General features: G+C 59.1%; 14 protein-coding genes and 1 pseudogene. 7 read left to right on the forward strand and 8 right to left on the reverse strand.

What is annotated here, in order from left to right:
* The first annotated feature begins 19 nt into the window (after positions 1–19).
* From rpoC to AB1E33_RS21805, 5 genes are all read left to right on the forward strand, one after another.
* Positions 20–4,261 (forward strand): DNA-directed RNA polymerase subunit beta', encoded by a 4,242-nt coding sequence (gene rpoC / locus AB1E33_RS21785; RefSeq protein ID WP_372579348.1) that lies wholly within the window; start codon positions 20–22, stop codon positions 4,259–4,261.
* A gap of 155 nt (positions 4,262–4,416) precedes the next feature.
* Positions 4,417–4,779, forward strand: coding sequence for a diacylglycerol kinase (locus tag AB1E33_RS21790; protein ID WP_372579349.1), 363 nt, complete (start codon positions 4,417–4,419; stop codon positions 4,777–4,779).
* A gap of 84 nt (positions 4,780–4,863) precedes the next feature.
* Positions 4,864–5,151: a hypothetical protein gene (locus AB1E33_RS21795; RefSeq protein WP_372579350.1), complete on the forward strand. Its 288-nt coding sequence runs from the start codon at positions 4,864–4,866 to the stop codon at positions 5,149–5,151.
* Positions 5,152–5,358: 207 nt separating this feature from the next.
* Positions 5,359–5,799, forward strand: coding sequence for a hypothetical protein (locus AB1E33_RS21800; RefSeq protein WP_372579351.1), 441 nt, complete (start codon positions 5,359–5,361; stop codon positions 5,797–5,799).
* 49 nt (positions 5,800–5,848) lie between these two features.
* On the forward strand, positions 5,849–6,202 hold the full coding sequence (locus AB1E33_RS21805; protein WP_372579352.1) for an MmcQ/YjbR family DNA-binding protein: 354 nt from the start codon (positions 5,849–5,851) through the stop codon (positions 6,200–6,202).
* 85 nt (positions 6,203–6,287) lie between these two features.
* Here AB1E33_RS21805 and AB1E33_RS21810 read toward each other — a convergent pair whose 3' ends face one another.
* From AB1E33_RS21810 to AB1E33_RS21820, 3 genes are all read right to left on the reverse strand, one after another.
* A complete protein-coding gene (locus tag AB1E33_RS21810; RefSeq protein WP_372579353.1) occupies positions 6,288–6,950 on the reverse strand; it encodes a hypothetical protein in 663 nt (220 codons plus the stop codon).
* 32 nt (positions 6,951–6,982) lie between these two features.
* A complete protein-coding gene (gene uvrB, locus AB1E33_RS21815) occupies positions 6,983–9,169 on the reverse strand; it encodes an excinuclease ABC subunit UvrB (protein WP_372579354.1) in 2,187 nt (728 codons plus the stop codon).
* Between the two features lie 82 nt (positions 9,170–9,251).
* The gene (locus AB1E33_RS21820; RefSeq protein WP_372579355.1) at positions 9,252–10,637 is read right to left on the reverse strand and encodes an alpha/beta fold hydrolase; all 1,386 of its coding nucleotides are present in this window, start codon (positions 10,635–10,637) and stop codon (positions 9,252–9,254) included.
* A gap of 203 nt (positions 10,638–10,840) precedes the next feature.
* Here AB1E33_RS21820 and AB1E33_RS21825 point away from each other — a divergent pair, with 203 nt between their 5' ends.
* Entirely contained in the window at positions 10,841–11,152 is a 312-nt protein-coding gene (locus AB1E33_RS21825; RefSeq protein ID WP_372579356.1) for an ETC complex I subunit, read from the forward strand.
* Position 11,153: 1 nt separating this feature from the next.
* Positions 11,154–11,645 (forward strand): GNAT family N-acetyltransferase, encoded by a 492-nt coding sequence (locus AB1E33_RS21830; protein WP_372579357.1) that lies wholly within the window; start codon positions 11,154–11,156, stop codon positions 11,643–11,645.
* On the opposite strand, the gene AB1E33_RS21835 is transcribed toward AB1E33_RS21830, so the two are convergent.
* The 5 genes and pseudogenes from AB1E33_RS21835 to AB1E33_RS21855 all read right to left on the reverse strand — a co-directional run bounded on the left by AB1E33_RS21835 (position 11,628) and on the right by AB1E33_RS21855 (position 14,532).
* Positions 11,628–12,248 (reverse strand): paraquat-inducible protein A, encoded by a 621-nt coding sequence (locus AB1E33_RS21835; RefSeq protein ID WP_372579358.1) that lies wholly within the window; start codon positions 12,246–12,248, stop codon positions 11,628–11,630. The genes AB1E33_RS21830 and AB1E33_RS21835 overlap by 18 nt on opposite strands.
* A pseudogene (locus tag AB1E33_RS21840) lies at positions 12,245–12,781 on the reverse strand (paraquat-inducible protein A). The gene AB1E33_RS21835 and the pseudogene AB1E33_RS21840 overlap by 4 nt, the downstream one beginning before the upstream one ends.
* Positions 12,757–12,933 carry a hypothetical protein gene (locus AB1E33_RS21845; RefSeq protein ID WP_372579359.1) on the reverse strand — a complete coding sequence of 59 codons (177 nt, stop codon included), beginning with the start codon at positions 12,931–12,933 and terminating at the stop codon, positions 12,757–12,759. The pseudogene AB1E33_RS21840 and the gene AB1E33_RS21845 overlap by 25 nt, the downstream one beginning before the upstream one ends.
* A 225-nt stretch (positions 12,934–13,158) precedes the next feature.
* Positions 13,159–13,806: a GntR family transcriptional regulator gene (locus AB1E33_RS21850; RefSeq protein ID WP_372579360.1), complete on the reverse strand. Its 648-nt coding sequence runs from the start codon at positions 13,804–13,806 to the stop codon at positions 13,159–13,161.
* Between the two features lie 30 nt (positions 13,807–13,836).
* A complete protein-coding gene (locus AB1E33_RS21855) occupies positions 13,837–14,532 on the reverse strand; it encodes a M48 family metallopeptidase (protein ID WP_372579361.1) in 696 nt (231 codons plus the stop codon).
* Positions 14,533–14,558: the final 26 nt, after the last annotated feature.

A 14,558-nucleotide genomic window follows, 5' to 3' on the forward strand; every position in this document is an offset into this window, starting at 1 on the left:
ACGAATTTGAGGTATCAAAATGAACCAGGAACTGACCAACAACCCGTTTAACCCGCTGACCCCGCAGAAGGTCTTTGATGAAATCAAGGTCTCGCTGGCGAGCCCGGAACGGATTCTCTCTTGGTCCTATGGTGAGATCAAGAAACCCGAAACCATCAACTACCGCACGTTCAAGCCCGAGCGTGACGGTCTGTTCTGCGCCCGTATCTTTGGCCCGATCAAGGATTACGAATGCCTTTGCGGTAAGTATAAGCGCATGAAGTATCGCGGCGTTGTCTGCGAAAAATGCGGTGTGGAAGTCACTCTGCAGAAAGTCCGCCGCGAGCGGATGGGCCATATCGAACTGGCCGCGCCCGTTGCCCATATCTGGTTCCTGAAATCGCTTCCCTCCCGCATCGGCCTGATGCTGGACATGACGCTGCGCGATCTGGAGCGGGTTCTGTACTTCGAGAACTACGTTGTGATCGAGCCCGGTCTGACCGACCTGTCCTATGGCCAGATGCTGACCGAAGAAGAGTTCATGGACGCGCAGGATGCTTATGGCATGGACGCGTTCACGGCCAATATCGGTGCCGAAGCCATCCGCGAGATGCTGGCGCAGATCGACCTCGAGGCCGAAGCAGAGCAACTGCGCGCTGATCTGGCCGAGGCCACCGGCGAGCTAAAGCCCAAGAAGATCATCAAGCGCCTGAAAGTGGTCGAAAGCTTCCTGGAATCCGGCAACCGCCCGGAATGGATGGTTCTGACCGTGATCCCTGTGATCCCGCCGGAACTGCGCCCGCTGGTGCCGCTGGATGGTGGCCGTTTCGCGACGTCCGATCTGAACGATCTCTATCGCCGGGTCATCAACCGGAACAACCGTCTGAAGCGTCTGATCGAACTGCGCGCGCCTGACATCATCGTCCGTAACGAAAAGCGGATGCTGCAAGAGTCGGTGGATGCTCTGTTCGACAACGGCCGTCGTGGCCGCGTGATCACCGGTGCCAACAAGCGCCCGCTGAAATCGCTGTCGGACATGCTGAAAGGCAAGCAGGGCCGCTTCCGTCAGAACCTTCTGGGTAAGCGCGTCGACTTCTCAGGCCGTTCGGTCATTGTGACCGGTCCGGAGCTTAAGCTGCACCAATGTGGTTTGCCCAAAAAGATGGCGCTGGAACTTTTCAAGCCGTTCATCTACTCGCGCCTTGAAGCCAAGGGTCTGTCTTCGACCGTGAAACAGGCGAAGAAACTGGTTGAGAAAGAGCGTCCCGAAGTGTGGGATATCCTTGACGAGGTGATCCGCGAACATCCCGTGATGCTGAACCGCGCACCGACGCTGCACCGTCTTGGCATTCAGGCGTTTGAACCGGTTCTGATCGAAGGCAAGGCGATCCAGCTGCACCCGCTGGTCTGTTCGGCCTTCAACGCCGATTTTGACGGCGACCAGATGGCCGTTCACGTCCCGCTGAGCCTTGAGGCCCAGCTGGAAGCGCGGGTTCTGATGATGTCGACGAACAACGTTCTGTCGCCTGCAAATGGCGCGCCGATTATCGTTCCGTCGCAGGACATGATCCTTGGTCTCTACTATGTGACCCTGGAACGGGAAGGCATGCCGGGCGAAGGCAAGGTGTTCGGTTCGATCGAAGAAGTTCAGCATGCGCTGGACGCAGGTGAAGTGCACCTGCACACCAAGATCACCGCGCGGATCACCCAGATCGACGAAAATGGCTTGGAAGTGCAACAGCGGTTCGAGACCACGCCGGGCCGTGTCCGTCTGGGCGCGCTGCTGCCGCTGAACGCCAAGGCGCCGTTTGAACTGGTCAACCGCCTGCTGCGGAAGAAAGAAGTGCAGCAGGTCATCGACACCGTCTACCGTTACTGCGGTCAGAAAGAGTCGGTCATCTTCTGCGACCAGATCATGACCATGGGCTTCCGCGAAGCGTTCAAGGCGGGCATCTCTTTCGGCAAGGACGACATGGTGATCCCCGATGACAAATGGGGCATCGTCGAAGACACCCGCAGCCATGTGAAGGATTTCGAACAACAGTACATGGACGGCCTGATCACTCAGGGCGAAAAGTACAACAAGGTTGTCGATGCCTGGTCCAAGTGTAACGACCGCGTCACCGATGCGATGATGGGCACGATCTCGTCCTCGGATCGCGACGAGAACGGGGCCGAACAGGAACCGAATTCGGTCTACATGATGGCCCACTCCGGTGCCCGTGGCTCGGTTACGCAGATGAAGCAGCTGGGCGGGATGCGCGGCCTGATGGCGAAGCCGAATGGCGACATCATCGAAACGCCGATCATCTCGAATTTCAAGGAAGGTCTGACCGTTCTTGAATACTTCAACTCGACCCACGGCGCACGGAAAGGTCTGTCCGATACCGCTCTGAAGACTGCGAACTCGGGCTATCTGACACGTCGTTTGGTGGACGTGGCGCAGGACTGCATCGTGCGGGCGCATGAATGCGGCACCGACCGTGCTATCACAGCTGAGGCTGCGGTGAACGATGGTGAGGTTGTGTCCTCGCTTGCCGACCGCATTCTGGGCCGTGTGGCTGCCGATGACATCCTCAAGCCCGGCACCACCGAGGTTCTGATCGCTGCAGGCCAGTTGATCGACGAACGCATGGCGGATTCTGTCGACGAGGCCGGTGTTGTCAGCGCGCGCATCCGCTCGCCGCTGACCTGTGAGGCCGAGGAAGGCGTCTGCGCGATGTGCTATGGCCGTGACCTTGCGCGCGGCACCATGGTCAACACCGGTGAGGCCGTCGGCATCATCGCGGCGCAGTCGATCGGGGAACCCGGCACTCAGCTGACGATGCGGACGTTCCACATCGGCGGCGTTGCCCAGGGTGGCCAGCAATCCTTCCAGGAGGCCGGTCAGGACGGTGTCATCGTCTTCGAGAACCCGCAGATCCTGGCCAACTCGGCGGGTGAGAACCTGGTGATGGGCCGGAACATGAAGCTGATCATCAATGACGAGCATGGTGAAGAGCGCGCCAGCTTCAAGCTGGGCTATGGCTCCAAGCTGTTCGTCAAGGATGGTGACAAGATCGGGCGGGGCGACAAGTTGTTCGAGTGGGACCCCTATACCCTGCCGATCATCGCGGAAAAGTCGGGTACCGTGAAATATGTCGATCTGGTTTCGGGTATTGCTGTCCGTGACGAGACCGACGATGCGACCGGTATGACCCAGAAGATCGTGATCGACTGGCGCGCGGCCCCCAAAGGCAACGATCTGAAGCCAGAAATCATTCTTGTTGGTGAGGATGGCGAACCCGTGCGCAACGACGCTGGCAACCCGGTTCACTACCCGATGTCGGTGGACGCTGTTCTGTCGATCGAAGACGGTGACAAGATCAATGCCGGTGACGTCGTTGCGCGTATCCCGCGCGAAGGCGCCAAGACCAAGGACATCACTGGTGGTCTGCCCCGCGTTGCAGAACTGTTCGAGGCCCGTCGTCCAAAGGATCACGCAATCATCGCCGAGGCAGATGGTTTCGTGCGCTTTGGCCGTGACTACAAGAACAAGCGTCGTATCTCGATCGAACCGGCAGACGAGTCGATGGATGCCGTCGAATACATGGTGCCCAAGGGCAAGCACATCCCGGTGCAGGAAGGCGACTTCGTGCAGAAGGGTGACTACATCATGGACGGCAACCCGGCCCCGCATGACATCCTGTCCATCATGGGTGTCGAGGCGCTGGCCGATTACATGATCGACGAAGTTCAGGACGTCTATCGCCTGCAAGGTGTGAAGATCAACGATAAGCACATCGAGGTCATCGTGCGCCAGATGCTGCAGAAGTGGGAGATCCAGGAATCCGGGGATACCACGCTGCTCAAGGGCGAACATGTGGACAAGCAGGAGTTTGACGCGGCCTGTGAAAAGGCGATCGCCAAGGGTGGTCGTCCGGCACAGGGCGAACCGATCCTGCTGGGTATCACCAAAGCCTCATTGCAGACCCGCTCTTTCATCTCGGCGGCCTCCTTCCAGGAGACAACTCGGGTGCTCACCGAAGCCTCGGTGCAGGGAAAGAAGGACAAGCTGGTCGGCCTGAAGGAAAACGTCATCGTGGGTCGTCTAATCCCTGCCGGGACTGGTGGTGCCACCCAGCGCGTGCGCCGCGTGGCGCAGGACCGCGACAATGTCGTGATTGAAGCGCGCCGGGAAGAGGCCGAAGCCGCTGCAGCGCTTGCTGCGCCGGTGATGGAGGACGACTTTATCAGCGATGATTTCGACACGCTGGTCGATACACCGGAAAGCCGCGAATAAGACGCGCGCGTCTGACGGAAAAGGGGGCTCCGCCGCGAGGCGGGGCCCTTTTCTCTTTTCAAATCTGATGAGGCACTAGGATGGGTGCTTGATTTTCGCGTCCCGGCCCGGTTGCATCCTTACGACGACGGCCGGAAAGCCGCAGCGGAGGACCCATGCGCAATTTCTTTGCACACCTGAAAGACAGAACGATCTGGAGCTTGGCGGGGCTGGCTGCGACGTGGCGCGAAGAATACTCGTTTCGCTGCTGGGTCTGGGCCAACCTTGTCTCGGCAGCCCTGGCATTCTGGCTGCCGCTGAGTGCCGGAGAGCGCGCCCTGATCCTGGCGCTTGGTCTGCTGGTGCTGGTGGCCGAACTCTTCAACACTGCAATCGAGCGGGCGGTGGACTTCACCTCAACCGAGCGACACGAACTGGCAGGTCAGGCCAAGGATGCCGCCAGCGCCGCCGTCGCCCTGACCGCGCTGGCCACCGGGGTGGTCTGGTTGGTGGTTCTGCTGCGGCTGATCGGGGGGTGATGCAAACTATGCTATGGTGACAGCGGCGGGTGTTATTTCAAGACCCGCGTTGGGGGCGCGACGCGCTCATTGGGAGGACCTAAGATGTTTGCAAGAGTAACTCAATATAAAATGAAGCCCGGTACCCGCGAGGCGGCGACAGCAAAGATGGAAGAACTGAGGGGGCAGATCCTTGGGATGCCGGGCATGCACAATTTCATCAACGTGATGAACGAGGATGGCAGCGGCTATGTGGTGTCGATCGTCGAAAGCGAAGCGACCTCGAATGCGAACGCACCCAAGGTGGCTGAACTTTGGGGAGCCTTTGCAGACTACCTTGAAGCCGTACCAACGCCTCAGGGGTATGATGTGATTGCGAATTGGAGCAATTGATCAGCAGATGCGTGGGGCAGGGGGATAGGCGCTGACGCCCATTCCTCGCTCTGGCATGTGGTTTCGACGCGAAAACCCAATTGTTTACGGTCAGTTATAGGATGTTCTTTGGATTTGAGCCGTTTCAGGACAAGCCAGATTCGGAGCAAAATCGTGTTGTGCTATGATGCAGGTATTATTTGAAGCAATTATCTGGAGGGAACCACGATGCCCGATTTGATACCAAATGCCGCCAAGAAGAAGATGGAAGGCGCATGCAAGAAGGTGGGGCGCAAGATCGGAACGACGGTCGCGCCGCTGGACAAGAAGGGGAAACTGGAGAAAGCCTTTGTTAAAAAGTGCCAGAAAGAGGTCAAATCTGTCGACAAGACGGTCGTCAAATTCTTTGCCGAACAACTCAAGAAGGAACTGGCCAAGAAGAACAAGAAGGTGGACGGTGCGGCTACTATTCCCCGGGTAGACGGAAAATGGGTCCCCAAACCGCCGGGGTCTGGCGTTCCATCACTGACTATTCCGATTACAGAGTTTGTTCTGGACCGCAAGCTCGATACAAAGGGCAAGGTTTCGATCAAGGTTTGGGCTGACCCGCGTGAGTTTGAAAAGAAGGACAAAGGTGTGATGGTGAATTTCACCGTTGTGAACTGGTGAGTGAAGTCACACAGGCGGCCTTCTGGGTAGGTCAGTCGGGATGGGCCATGTGACGCGGGATGAATTCAACACCTTTTGCTCGGGGATGAGAGCCACCAGCCACGTAGTACAGTGGGGCAATGCGGATGTCTGGAAAGTGGGTGGCAAGGTGTTTGCAATCTGCGGGTGGAACGAGGGGAAGGACGCCTTCACCTTCAAGGCCACCGATCTGGCATTTGAGGTTCTGAGCGGTGAACCCGGTATCCGCCCCGCGCCTTATCTGGCGTCGCGGGGCATGAAATGGCTACAGGTCTATGAGGACCGCGGCATGAACGAGACGTCCTTGCGCGAGCATATCGTGACGTCTTATGAGCTGGTTTTGGCTGGGCTGACCAAGAAGAAGAAGGTGGAGTTGGGTCTTTAAGGTGGGTGAATTCGCCCATCATGTGTTGTGACAGGCTGAAAGCAAAGAGAGCTAAGGACCCACCTACGCCAGCTCATGGATGTACTCACATCTTCGCCTGCAACAGGTTCAACCTCTTTCGCACGAGATTGAAGTACTTTTCTTCTACAAGGGGTCGCAGCTCCTTCGGGAAGTTCTTCTCTGCAGTGTGGTAGCGGTAATCACCTTCTGCCCAAGCTGCAATTATTCCATCGTATGCTTTCACGTGCGCTATTAGTTGAAGAAATTCGTCAGGATAGACACCCTGATCCACTGCGCCGCTTTCCAGGCCTATTTGTTCATCGTCCGGCTCGATTAATTGCGCGTTCTTAATGATAATATCAGATAGATCTCGATTAATCGGTTGAAATACTTGAATTATCCAACGTCTCCAAACCCCAAGCTCCTCGGACGTGTTTTCAAATTGAGGGTGGAAATAGCCACTTTGACCGTGAGACGGCTTGAACATCTTCCAGAATGTCTCCCAGACTGCTTCACCCGCCAGTAAATTCGCATGCAGTGGCCCGTATAGCTTCTCAATTTGCTCATCCAGCCGTTCTAGGTTCTTTTCCCGCCTATGTTCTCTTAAGTCCTTCTCGTGGTCCTGAGCGCGCCTTTCTCGTTCCTTTTCGCTTTGTCGAGAACGATTTCTTTCCGTGAGCCAGAAAGTGAAGACCCAACCGCCAATTGCAATTGCGACTGGTATGAGAGTTTTCCAGATGTCGCCCATTTTGTCTTAAGTTCTCCGAGACCTGATTAACACTACCGCTTTCTACGCTTCACATTTCCTCCCCGCTGCCCCGGCCTGCCAGCCGTTGACCGGCCTTTGGTCTTCACCGCGTCTTCTGAGGCTTTCTCGACTGCCCATTGCCGCGCCATGGGATCGTCGGCGATGGCCAGATCGACCGCTTCCAAACGTTTGATCTCATCGCGGATGTTGGCGGCCTCTTCGAATTCCAGGTTCTCGGCGGCTTTGCGCATCTTGTCGCGCAACCCGTCCAGATGGGCCTCGAGATTTGCGCCGTGCATCGGTTTATCGATGGTGGCGGTTACACGGTTCATGTCCACGTCACCCTTGTAGAGACCGGCCAGAATATCCTCGACATTCTTCTGCACCGTCTCAGGCGTGATGCCGTGTTCTTCGTTATAGGTGATCTGCTTGGCGCGGCGGCGGTTGGTTTCGCCTAGCGCGCGCTCCATCGAGCCGGTGATCTTGTCGGCGTACATGATCACCCGGCCGTCGACGTTTCGTGCGGCGCGGCCGATGGTCTGGATCAGCGAGGTTTCCGAGCGCAAGAAACCTTCTTTGTCCGCGTCCAGGATGGCGACCAGCCCGCATTCGGGGATGTCGAGCCCCTCGCGCAGCAGGTTTATTCCGATCAGCACGTCGAAGGCTCCCAGTCGCAGGTCACGCAGGATTTCGATCCGTTCGATCGTGTCGATATCGGAATGCATGTAGCGGACCTTGATGCCTTGCTCGTGCATGTATTCGGTCAGGTCCTCGGCCATGCGTTTGGTCAGCGTGGTGACCAGCGTGCGATAGCCATCACCGGCCACTTTGCGGACCTCGTCCAGCAGGTCGTCCACCTGCATGTCTACGGGCCTGATTTCGACCTCGGGGTCCAACAAGCCGGTGGGGCGGATCACCTGTTCGGTGAAGACGCCGCCGGATTGCTCGATCTCCCACCCCGCTGGTGTCGCCGAGACAAAGACCGACTGTGGACGCATGGCGTCCCATTCCTCGAACTTGAGGGGGCGGTTATCCATGCAGGACGGCAGGCGGAACCCGTGTTCGGCGAGCGTGAACTTGCGCCGATAATCGCCCCGATACATTCCGCCAATCTGCGGCACGCTGACATGGCTCTCATCGGCGAAGACGATGGCGTGATCGGGTATGAACTCGAACAGCGTGGGGGGCGGTTCGCCGGGGGCGCGGCCGGTGAGGTAGCGCGAATAGTTCTCGATTCCGTTGCAGACACCGGTGGCCTCGAGCATTTCCAGATCGAAATTGGTGCGCTGCTCAAGCCTTTGCGCTTCGAGCAGTTTGCCTTCACCGACCAGTTGATCGAGGCGCACCCGCAGCTCTTTCTTGATGCCTAGAATCGCCTGCTGCATCGTCGGTTTTGGCGTCACATAGTGGGAATTGGCGTAGATACGGACCTGTTCCATAGTGTCGGTCTTCTCACCGGTGAGCGGGTCGAACTCGGTAAGGGTTTCCAGTTCTTCGCCGAAAAAGCTGAGCTTCCAGGCGCGGTCCTCAAGGTGGGCAGGCCAGATTTCCAGAGAGTCGCCCCGCACCCGGAACGAGCCACGCTGAAAGGCCTGATCGTTGCGGCGGTATTGCTGGGCCACCAGATCGGCCATCACCTGCCGCTGGTCATATTCCTTGCCGACCTTCAGGTCCTGCGTCATCGCCCCATAGGTCTCGACAGAGCCGATGCCATAGATACAACTGACGGACGCCACGATGATCACGTCATCGCGCTCCAAGAGCGCCCGCGTGGCCGAGTGGCGCATGCGGTCGATCTGTTCGTTGATTTGGCTCTCTTTTTCTATGTATGTGTCGGAACGCGGCACATAGGCTTCGGGCTGGTAGTAGTCGTAAAAGCTGACGAAATACTCGACCGAGTTGTCGGGGAAGAAGCCCTTGAATTCGCCGAACAATTGCGCCGCCAGCGTCTTGTTGGGGGCGAGGATGATCGCCGGGCGCTGGGTTTTCTCGATCACCTTGGCCATGGTGAAGGTCTTGCCGGTGCCGGTGGCGCCCAGCAGCACCTGGTTCTGCTCGCCTTCGCTCATCCCTTGGGTCAGTTCGGCAATGGCGGTGGGCTGGTCACCGGCGGGGGTAAACTCGGTCTGCATGACAAAGCGCTTGCCGCCTTCCAGCTTGGGGCGAGCGCGGACGTCTTCAGTGGCAAGCTGGCTGCGGTCGGAATTGGCATACGGCATGAACGATTCCCTTCGCTGCCAGATTTGATCTGTTTTTGTTCTTGTTCAAGAGGAGCGGTGCCGCTGATGTCGGATTCTGTCATCAGGACATTTCGGGCAGATCTGGAATATCCTGCAGAAAGCTCTCGATTTCGTGCAGGGCTTTGGGCCATTCGGGGTCATAGTCGGGCATATTGTTATTTGCGGTATCCAGCCCGACAAAACGCGCATCGGGAATTCCCGCCGCCAGTTTTTGCCCCTGATCCTTGAAATGAACGCGCTCGCGATCGGCATGCAGGATCAGCGCCGGGCAGCGAATGTCGGGCAACAGGGGCTCGATATCGACCACGTCCACGCAATCACTGATCCGCAGAAAATCCTCATGTGTCATCGCCATCTGAATGAAGCGAGCGTAAAGGTCCTGATCCTGTGGGCTGGATTCTGGAAAGAATGCCTGCGCGAAGAGGTGACGACCAGAGGGATAGCTGGCGTCCCAAGCATCGCGCGAGAGGTCCATCATCGCATGCCCCAACGCCAAATCCTGTGGCCTGTTCCGTTTGGCAAGACCGTGCACGAAACCGCTTAACAATATCAGACCAGACACCCGATCAGGGTAACGCGCCGCAAAGGCCGCTGCTACAGCCGCGCCCAGCGAGGCCCCGAATACAGGTGCGCGCGACACACCCGCAGCGTCGAACAGCGCTTTCAGATCATCGACGAAACGGTCGAAAGTGACATCGGCGATGCCTCGGTCGGACAGACCGTTATTGCGGCCATCGCAACGTATCAGCCGATAGTGATGGCTCAGATGTGGCAACCAGCCGTTCATCGGGTTGTGGGTCCAATCACTTTCAAGGTGCTGAACCCAGTTTGGCGCTTTTACAACGGTCCGGCCCTGGCCGGTTTCGGTCCAGGCAATGCGGGTGCCATCGCGTGAGGTTGCAAAGCGGATATTCTGACTTTTAGCGTGTTTCACCCGTTGGGCCTGGGCATCTTTTCCGCGCAGGTCGACTGAAAATACTTCGATCGGCGCCAGCACACCCTTGAACGTCAATGCCCCCTCTGATTTCAACGGAACGCCATTCGATCCGCCGGCGATCTGCTGCGCCACGCGGCTGACAAGGCACCCTCCAGGCTGTGCGGCGGATTGCAGACGTGCGGCCACGTTGACCGCATCGCCGAATACGTCTTCCTGATTGATGCTGACGTCACCTACATGAACCCCGGCGCGCAGTTGGATCGCGTTACCCTGCATGTCCTTTTGAATTGCATGGGCAGTGGCGATCGCGTCAGAGGCTGTGCCGAAACGAACCAGTGCTCCATCCCCCATCAATTTAAAGATGCGGCCATTGCCGATGCGCACACGCGGTCGGACCACAGTATCGAAGACCGTCCTGAGATCCTCCAAAGTGGCGTCAGGGTTGCGCGCCATGCGCTGAGAATACCCCACCACATCCAGCGAAACGATCGCAGCGATTGCGCGCTCCATGTTTTGCCCCCGCGCCGTTAAACAGTTGCCGATCTCCGTTTTGCCAACTTGCGATGCCAGGGACGCTTCTGTCGAGTCCGGAGACTTTTGTGCAGTGCTTACTCTTTGGCGTGGTCGGTCCCGGCTTTGTCTGTTCAACGGTGCTTGCCCCACCCAACCGAGTGCGGCATAAGATGGGCTCGCATGACCAAACGGAGACGGCAATGCGCGCTCGCATCTACCAACCTGCCAGAAACGCGATGACATCGGGGATGGCGAAGACCCGGAAATGGGTGCTGGAATATGCCCCCGCCTCGACGCGCGAAATTGATCCGCTGATGGGCTGGACGTCGTCCGCCGACACTCAGACGCAAGTGCATCTGCAGTTCGACAGCAAGGAAGAGGCGCTGGACTATGCCAAGGCGCATGGGATTGATGCCCAGGTGACCGAGCCGCACAAGCGCAAGCAGAATGTTCGCCCGATGGGGTATGGTGAGAATTTTGCGACCAACCGGCGCAGCCCTTGGACCCACTGACTTGACGGCCGGGTTGCTGGTCGGGCGCGACAACGCTCGGAACGCCGACATACGCGCCCTGCTGCTGCGCCATTTCGAGCTGATGCGCGATGCCTCGCCCGAGGAAAGCTGCCATGTCATGGAACCCGACGCGCTGCTGGAAGCGGGCGCGGTTCTGATCAGCGCACGGCAGGGCAATGCCGTGCTGGGCATTGGCGCCCTGACCGAGATCGCGCCGGGCCATGGCGAGCTGAAATCCATGCATACCGCCGCCGAGGCGCGCGGGCGCGGCGTGGCGCGCGCCATCCTGCAGGTGTTGATTGCCAAAGCGCAGGACCGCGCCTTGCAGCGGGTGAGCCTTGAGACCGGATCGGACGCGCTTTTTGCCCCCGCCCGCGCGCTTTATACCGCGCATGGCTTCAGCGAATGCCAGCCCTTTGGGAACTACCGGGAAGACCCGCTCAGTGTGTTCATGACCCGGACGCTCGGGTCACGCTCAGATCTGACCGGATGACACCTTGCCCATCGAGGTTGCGATACCGCCCTGCAGCAGCGGCGACAGGCTTTCCACGCCCACCGTCAACCCCTCATCGGTCAGGTCAACCTCGATCCCCGAGGCGTTCCAGAACCGCGAGCCGGTTTTGGTCAGCGTGTCATAAGGTTCGTTCACGAAGGCGGTGATCGTGATTGTGCTGCCATCCTCGCTGAGGGACAGATCCTCGACCTTGCCGACTTTGAAGCCCTTGTGGAGCAACGGAGCCCCCACCCAAATCGACCCGGTCTCGGCCGAGGTCAGCTTGAATTCGATCCCCTTGACATTGGGCGATATGATCGCCCTGAGGCGAATAAGGGACGCCAGCGGCGCTACGACAAACACTTCGATCGTCGACGAGTGCCCGACGAATTCGTCCAGCTCATATAGAGCCAGCCGCGCATGGGTGCTGAGGTTCCAGCGATAGTGGATGCTGAGCGCAAGAAATCGGACAATCAGGAATTTCGCGATCGGGATCAGCAGGTTGACCGCCATGATGACCGTCGCGACCAGATAGTAGCCTTTCTTGAAAAAGATTATGACACTTTCGATGATCGTATGCGCTGCCTCGCGTGCGCTGATCATGCCATCGCCTTGCGGATGGTGGACCAGATCGTACAACGACAGACCGAGGCGTTTTGGAACCCGATCACCAGCACCAGCACCAGCACGCAGAACAGCCAGAACGAAATGCCAAAGGTGATCGTGGCCGACCCGCCGATCTTGATCAGCACCATTGCGGTTCCGATGTTGGATATCTCGGTCATCGCCTGAGGGGCCAGCGCCTCGGCTCAGGCGAGGGCCAGCTGGGCATGGGGCAGCGCCGGGTGCCCCTGCCGCAGCGGCCAGACCGAATAAACCAGCAGCGCCGCGCGTAGCATCGTCAGCACCACCACAACAAGCAGCACGCACAGGCCCAGCAGCAAGTACCGGCCTTCGGAAATAGCCAGGATCACCTCCACGATTGAGGCATTGCGCTCCAGCCCCGCCTTGGACATGCCCAGAAACGGAAAGCACAGCGCACCAGCCATCAAAACGGCCGAGACCAGGGTAAAGGCCAGGGTCCGGTCACTGGTTTCCGTCTTGATGGTGATCAGGTGGTATGGCTGCGGCTGCACTTGGCGCGCTGACCCGGGCGCAGCTCTTCCAACTCATGCAGAAGGTCGCAATGCGGGCAGGCGATCAGGCTGTCCAGATTCTCATAATGCAGACCTGTGGTCATAGCGTCATTGCCGCCAGTACCGGCATATCGGGCCGGGTCTTCATACAATGCTCCGCTGGGCTTGGTTCGAGTGTCGGACGCGCGCTCAAAATAGAATCGCAGCCCAGTAAGAATATCGCAGCGCTGTAGACGAAGGCAATCATGTTCGCGCGCAGGTGTGTTCAAGCCAGATTGCAGGCACACCCTGCCCGCGCAATATGTCGAAATGGCGCGACTGGCCGGCCTATCTGGCGCTTCTCCGGCCGGAGCCGCCCTTCGGGGATATGCGCTGCCTCAGCTCACTAGCAATCGCAATCCCTGAGTCACGTCCGAGCGCACCGCCAGCCGCAGCCCCGGCTCATCGCCCGCCTTTAGGGCGGCGATGATCAGACGGTGGTAACGTGGCGGGTCGGTCCGGCGCAGGCGGCCATAAAGCGCGCGCATGGTCGGACCCAACTGCAACCACACGGTTTCGGCGATGGCCAGCATGGCCGGTGCCTGAGCGCGCAGGTAGAGCGTGCGGTGAAACTCCAGATTGGCGCGGATATAGCCCACCGCGTCGCGCTTGCTGACCATCTCGGCGACCGCGCCGTTGATTGCAACCAGTCGATCGATAAGCGCGATGTGGGCGCGCGGCAATGCACGGCTGGCCAGTTCGACTTCAAGCAGGGCGCGCAGCGCGGCCAGTTCCTCGATCCGGTCATTGCTGAGCTCTGGGGTCGACACCCGGCCCGAGCTGGACAGGAACAGCGCGCCTTCGGCCACCAGCCGCCGCACCGCCTCACGTGCGGGGGTCATCGACACATCGTATTCCTTGCCGATCCCGCGCAGCGTCAGCGATGCGCCTGGCGCGATCTCGCCATGCATGATCCGGGTCCGCAGGCTGCGGTAGATGCGATCATGGGCAACCGGGGCCTGATCTGGCGCGCGCGTGGTCAACATAAGACCATGTGATCACAAAAGCGGCAGAGGTCAACCATCAGCATCCTCAAATCGGAACCGGTGCAGCGCGCCACCCTGTTTGCGCAACCAGCGGCGGGGTGCCTCATAGGGTCCGTGAATACGTTCGACCTGCGCCCAAAACTGCGCCGAATGGTTCATCTCGGCCAGATGGGCCACCTCATGCGCCGCCACATAGCGCAGCACCGCGGACGGAGCGAGGATAAGCCGCCAAGAATACATCAGCGCCCCTTGAGACGAGCACGACCCCCAGCGCGACCGCGTATCCCTTAGCGTGATCCGGGTATAGTTCCGCCCCACCGCCTGCGCATAGTGGTCCGATGCCGCAACCAGCCGATCGCGGGCCAGCTCCTTGAGGTAGCGCTGCAGCCGCCGCGCCTCGGCTCCTGTGGGCACGGCGATCTCATCGGCACGCAATTCCACCCGCCGACCTGACGCCGCGATAATGGTGCGCGTCATCCCCTCAACTGGGATCTGAGCGCCCGGCGCCATAAGAACCTGATCGGGACGAGCACTGATGTGATTGCGAATCCAGCCTTCCTTGGATCGGGCAAAATCGAGCGCCTCGCGTTCGGGCACGCCTTTGGGCAGGGTCAGGGTGACCCGACCGTCAAGCTGCGATATCCGCAGGCTGATCCGCCGCGCCCGCGCCGAGCGACGCAGAAGCAGTGGTACCGGCGGCGCGCCGGGAAGGTGATGATCGGCCATGTTTGCGTCCCCCGCCCTTAAAGGCT

Origin of the sequence: Ruegeria hyattellae (genome assembly GCF_041537925.1) — a bacterium.
Taxonomy (GTDB): domain Bacteria; phylum Pseudomonadota; class Alphaproteobacteria; order Rhodobacterales; family Rhodobacteraceae; genus Ruegeria_C.

Bases quoted from the DNA above. Each gene is read 5' to 3' on its own strand.
- rpoC (WP_372579348.1), top strand. From the start codon at position 20: ATGAACCAGGAACTGACCAACAACCCGTTTAACCCGCTGACCCCGCAG.
- AB1E33_RS21820 (WP_372579355.1), bottom strand. From the start codon at position 10,637: ATGGAGCGCGCAATCGCTGCGATCGTTTCGCTGGATGTGGTGGGGTAT.
- AB1E33_RS21800 (WP_372579351.1), top strand. From the start codon at position 5,359: ATGCCCGATTTGATACCAAATGCCGCCAAGAAGAAGATGGAAGGCGCA.
- AB1E33_RS21795 (WP_372579350.1), top strand. From the start codon at position 4,864: ATGTTTGCAAGAGTAACTCAATATAAAATGAAGCCCGGTACCCGCGAG.
- AB1E33_RS21825 (WP_372579356.1), top strand. From the start codon at position 10,841: ATGCGCGCTCGCATCTACCAACCTGCCAGAAACGCGATGACATCGGGG.
- AB1E33_RS21850 (WP_372579360.1), bottom strand. From the start codon at position 13,806: ATGTTGACCACGCGCGCGCCAGATCAGGCCCCGGTTGCCCATGATCGC.
- uvrB (WP_372579354.1), bottom strand. From the start codon at position 9,169: ATGCCGTATGCCAATTCCGACCGCAGCCAGCTTGCCACTGAAGACGTC.
- AB1E33_RS21790 (WP_372579349.1), top strand. From the start codon at position 4,417: ATGCGCAATTTCTTTGCACACCTGAAAGACAGAACGATCTGGAGCTTG.
- AB1E33_RS21855 (WP_372579361.1), bottom strand. From the start codon at position 14,532: ATGGCCGATCATCACCTTCCCGGCGCGCCGCCGGTACCACTGCTTCTG.
- AB1E33_RS21810 (WP_372579353.1), bottom strand. From the start codon at position 6,950: ATGGGCGACATCTGGAAAACTCTCATACCAGTCGCAATTGCAATTGGC.
- AB1E33_RS21835 (WP_372579358.1), bottom strand. From the start codon at position 12,248: ATGATCAGCGCACGCGAGGCAGCGCATACGATCATCGAAAGTGTCATA.